Below are 3,379 nucleotides of genomic sequence, written 5' to 3' on the forward strand. Positions count from 1 at the left end.
GGCTAACACATAGCTGCACGCTGGGCGGGGCGCTGTCTCTGCCGTTCGCGGCGATGATGTTGCGTCGTCTGCGGTCCCTGATGATCGAGGCTGATGATCGCCTCGCAACCTATCTGCGCTGGCGGGTGGGTCAGCCTGCCCGTGGGATCAATCGTCAGCGCGTCCCCTCCCGCTACAGGAGGAAGGCGCGATGATGCCGTTGAAGCGGGTACTGCCCGCCCTCATCCTCGTTGTCGGCCTGGCGGCTTGCACGGAAAGCAAGCCGCCAGCCCCGCCAACGGAGCAGCAAATCCATTCGTCCGACAGCGCCGTGGCGACCGGGGAAATGGGGCGCCATCCCTATCGCTGTTCCGACGGGGAACCGCTGTTCGTCGACTACAAGGACAACGGCCTGCAGATCGATTTGCGGCGCTCCAGCAGCGCCGTGCCCATGACGCTGACCGCGCCAGCGCAGGGCCTCCAATATGTCGGCGAGACAGCCACCGCGACCTTCAAGGGGTCGCAGCTCACCGTCGTGGATGGCGAGGGCCGCACCCGAATCTGCGAACGGGAGGGCACCCGATGAACCGTCCTGTCTTCCGACACGTCGCACTGGAACGGGAGAGAAACGATGTCTGACACGTCGATCTCGAATGTGATGGCCATTCGGGCCGAAGTGATCGCGCGAAGCCGCGCTTTGCGTGCGGCGCAGCCGACGGCACCGCCCGGCGTGACGCCGACCGCTCCGGCGTCGAACTTTGCCGACACCCTCAATGCCGTGGTCGCGAAGGTCAACGAGACCCAGGAGCAGGAGGATGTCGTCACCGAAGCATATGAGCGTGGCGAAACCACCGACATTGCAACCGTCGCGCTCATCCAGAGCCGCGCATCCATTACTTTCGAGGCGACCCTGCAAGTCCGGAACAAGCTGCTGTCCGCTTATCGGGACATCATGAACATGCCGATCGGATGACGATTGCTAAGAGATTTAGGGCGTAATTGATATGATAGTCGGCGCGAGGCCACGTTTTAGGCAGATCATTATCGAGGTTTGGAAGCCTCTCACGATCCTGTTCGTGTGGGACGTGGCGGTGACGGCATTCCACATGATGACCCCGATCAAGGAACCGCCTTTGCCGACGGCGCTGTTCGGCACTGCCATCGCGCTCTTCATGGGGTTTCGGACCAACGCAGCTTATGCGCGCTGGTGGGAAGCGCGAACCCTTTGGGGCGCGCTCATCAATGCGTCGCGCAGCCTGGCCAGGATCACACGCAGCCTGACCAAGGGGGAACCCGAGGGCAGTGAGACGCGGCACAACATCATCCTGCGGCAGATCGCCTTCGCGCACTCGATGCGCTGCCAGCTTCGCCGACAGTCGCCCTATGAAGACATTGCCCGGATCGCCGGAACGGACGTCGCCGATATGGCGGTCGCTCGCCTGAACCCTGCCAACGCGCTCTTGGAGGACATATCGGGCAATTACGCCGACGCGCTCGCGGAAGGTCGGATCACCGAGATCCAGCAGGCAACTGTAGAGCGCGTCCTGATCGACATCGCCAATGCGCAGGGTGGCATGGAGCGGATCAAGAACACGCCGCTGCCCAATGGCTTTCGGTTTTTCCCGAACCTCTTCACGCGCGTGTTCTGCGTGCTGCTTCCGATCGCGCTGGTCGAATCCCTGGGCCTTGCCACGCCGATCGGATCGACGCTGATCGGACTCGTCTTCCTCGCGGTGCTGAGCATCGGCGAGGATCTGACCGATCCGTTCGCCAATAGCGTCCACGATGTCCCGCTCACGGCCATGTGCCGCACGATCGAGATCGACCTTCTTCAGACGGCGGGACTACCGGCCCCTGAGCCGCTGACGCCCGATCACGGCGTGCTGTGGTGAGGGCGGTGCGCGCCTTGCGGCACCTGCCTGGCCTGACAGCCGCGCGCATCGGCGCCGTTCTGTTCGCGGGTATGGTCGTAGGGGCGTGCAACCCCGCTCCAAGCCAACCGGCCGAGCCGGCGCATGAAAAGCATCTGACGCCTCGATTGATCGCGCAGCGCATCATGTATTGCGACGATGGATCGCGCGCCGATGTCGACTTCATCGACGACGGCCTGAAGATGGGTGTCACCTGGCTGCCCAAGGGCAGAACCGAGATCCTGCACGCGCAACGGACCGGCGAAGAATTTCGCGGCGACCAGTCGCGGGCAGTCGTGGCGGGCGGGTCGATCGCCTTCACGCAGCGCGGGAAGATCCGCGTCTGTCATCGAACACCGGAGGAATCATAGGATATGCAGGCATTGCTCTACACGCTTGCGCCTGTGTTGGCGGTCGTGCTCGGCGCGATCATCGCGAGCCGCACAAAGTTAAATCCTGGCCTCGTGGCGGGGCTACAGCATCTTGCTGCCGGCGTCGTGTTCGCGGCGGCAGCGACTGAAATCCTGCCGCAGGTCAAGCATGAGGCTTCGCCCAGCGCGACGTTGATCGGCGGGGCGGCGGGCGTCGTAACGATGCTGGGTCTCAAGGCTTTCGAGGCCCGCTTCAAGGGGCCGATGGCGCTGCTCGCCGCGATCGGCATCGACATCCTGGTCGATGGCCTGGTGCTCGGCCTTGCGTTCGTCGCGGGCGAGAAGGCGGGATTTCTGCTGACGATCGCGCTGACACTCGAAGTGCTCTTCCTGGGTCTGACACTGACCAACGAGCTGGCGGAAACCTATCGCTCGCGCCTGCGCATCATCGTGATCGTCTCGGCCTTGGCGCTGCTGCTGCCGATCGGCGCGCTCGCTGCCGTTCCTGTCGCCACGCTCTCGCCGGTAATGGTCGCTGGCTTCCTGAGCTTTGGGCTGATGGCGCTGCTCTACCTCGTCACGGAAGAGCTGCTGGTTGAGGCGCACGAGAAGCCTGACACCCCGCTCATCAGCTCGATGTTCTTCGTAGGGTTCCTCGCCCTCCTGACGCTCGAGGAGATCATGGGATGAATGCGAGCAACGACAACGCGGGCACGCAGGAGCGTCGCACGCTCTGGATCGTGCTGCTGCTGAACGCAGCAATCGCAGCGGGCTTTTTCGTATCCGGCGCGTTCGCCGATTCAAGTGCGCTCATCGCCAACGGCGTCGACAATCTGTCCGACACCGCCGTTTACGCTCTCAGCCTCGTCGCGCTGACCCACGGTAAGACGTGGAAGACGCGCGCCGCGATCGCATCGGGGGTAATGCTGCTGATCTTTGCGGGCGGCATCCTGATCGATGTCGGGCGACGCTATGTGCAGGGGAGCGAGCCGATCGGACCTACCATGATGGTCATGTCCGCGATCGCCGGCGTCGTGAATTACCTCTGCCTGCGGCTGCTCCAGCGCCTCAAGGATCCGGACGTCAATCTCCGGGCCGCAACCACCTTCAGCTTCAACG

General features: G+C 63.6%; 6 protein-coding genes and 1 pseudogene. All 7 read left to right on the forward strand.

Annotation, left to right across the window (positions count from 1 at the left end; all coding sequences use genetic code 11):
* Nucleotides 1-194, forward strand: a pseudogene (locus KAY22_RS26490) (SRPBCC domain-containing protein); the annotation flags it as partial.
* Entirely contained in the window at nt 191-565 is a 375-nt protein-coding gene (locus KAY22_RS26495; RefSeq protein ID WP_026189138.1) for a hypothetical protein, read from the forward strand. The pseudogene KAY22_RS26490 and the gene KAY22_RS26495, both read left to right, overlap by 4 nt.
* 45 nt (nt 566-610) lie before the next feature.
* A complete protein-coding gene (fliE, locus tag KAY22_RS26500) occupies nt 611-952 on the forward strand; it encodes a flagellar hook-basal body complex protein FliE (RefSeq protein ID WP_026189139.1) in 342 nt (113 codons plus the stop codon).
* Nucleotides 953-983: 31 nt separating this feature from the next.
* A complete protein-coding gene (locus tag KAY22_RS26505; protein WP_019368194.1) occupies nt 984-1,871 on the forward strand; it encodes a bestrophin family ion channel in 888 nt (295 codons plus the stop codon).
* On the forward strand, nt 1,868-2,260 hold the full coding sequence (locus tag KAY22_RS26510) for a hypothetical protein (protein WP_037477072.1): 393 nt from the start codon (nt 1,868-1,870) through the stop codon (nt 2,258-2,260). The genes KAY22_RS26505 and KAY22_RS26510 overlap by 4 nt, the downstream gene beginning before the upstream one ends.
* Nucleotides 2,261-2,263: 3 nt before the next feature.
* On the forward strand, nt 2,264-2,950 hold the full coding sequence (locus KAY22_RS26515; protein ID WP_018251225.1) for a transporter: 687 nt from the start codon (nt 2,264-2,266) through the stop codon (nt 2,948-2,950).
* Nucleotides 2,947-3,379 (forward strand): cation transporter (locus tag KAY22_RS26520; RefSeq protein ID WP_296626069.1); only part of this gene is annotated, 433 nt, incomplete at its 3' end. The genes KAY22_RS26515 and KAY22_RS26520, both read left to right, overlap by 4 nt.

The organism is Rhizorhabdus sp., from assembly GCF_018006725.1.
In the GTDB taxonomy this organism is placed as follows: domain Bacteria; phylum Pseudomonadota; class Alphaproteobacteria; order Sphingomonadales; family Sphingomonadaceae; genus Rhizorhabdus.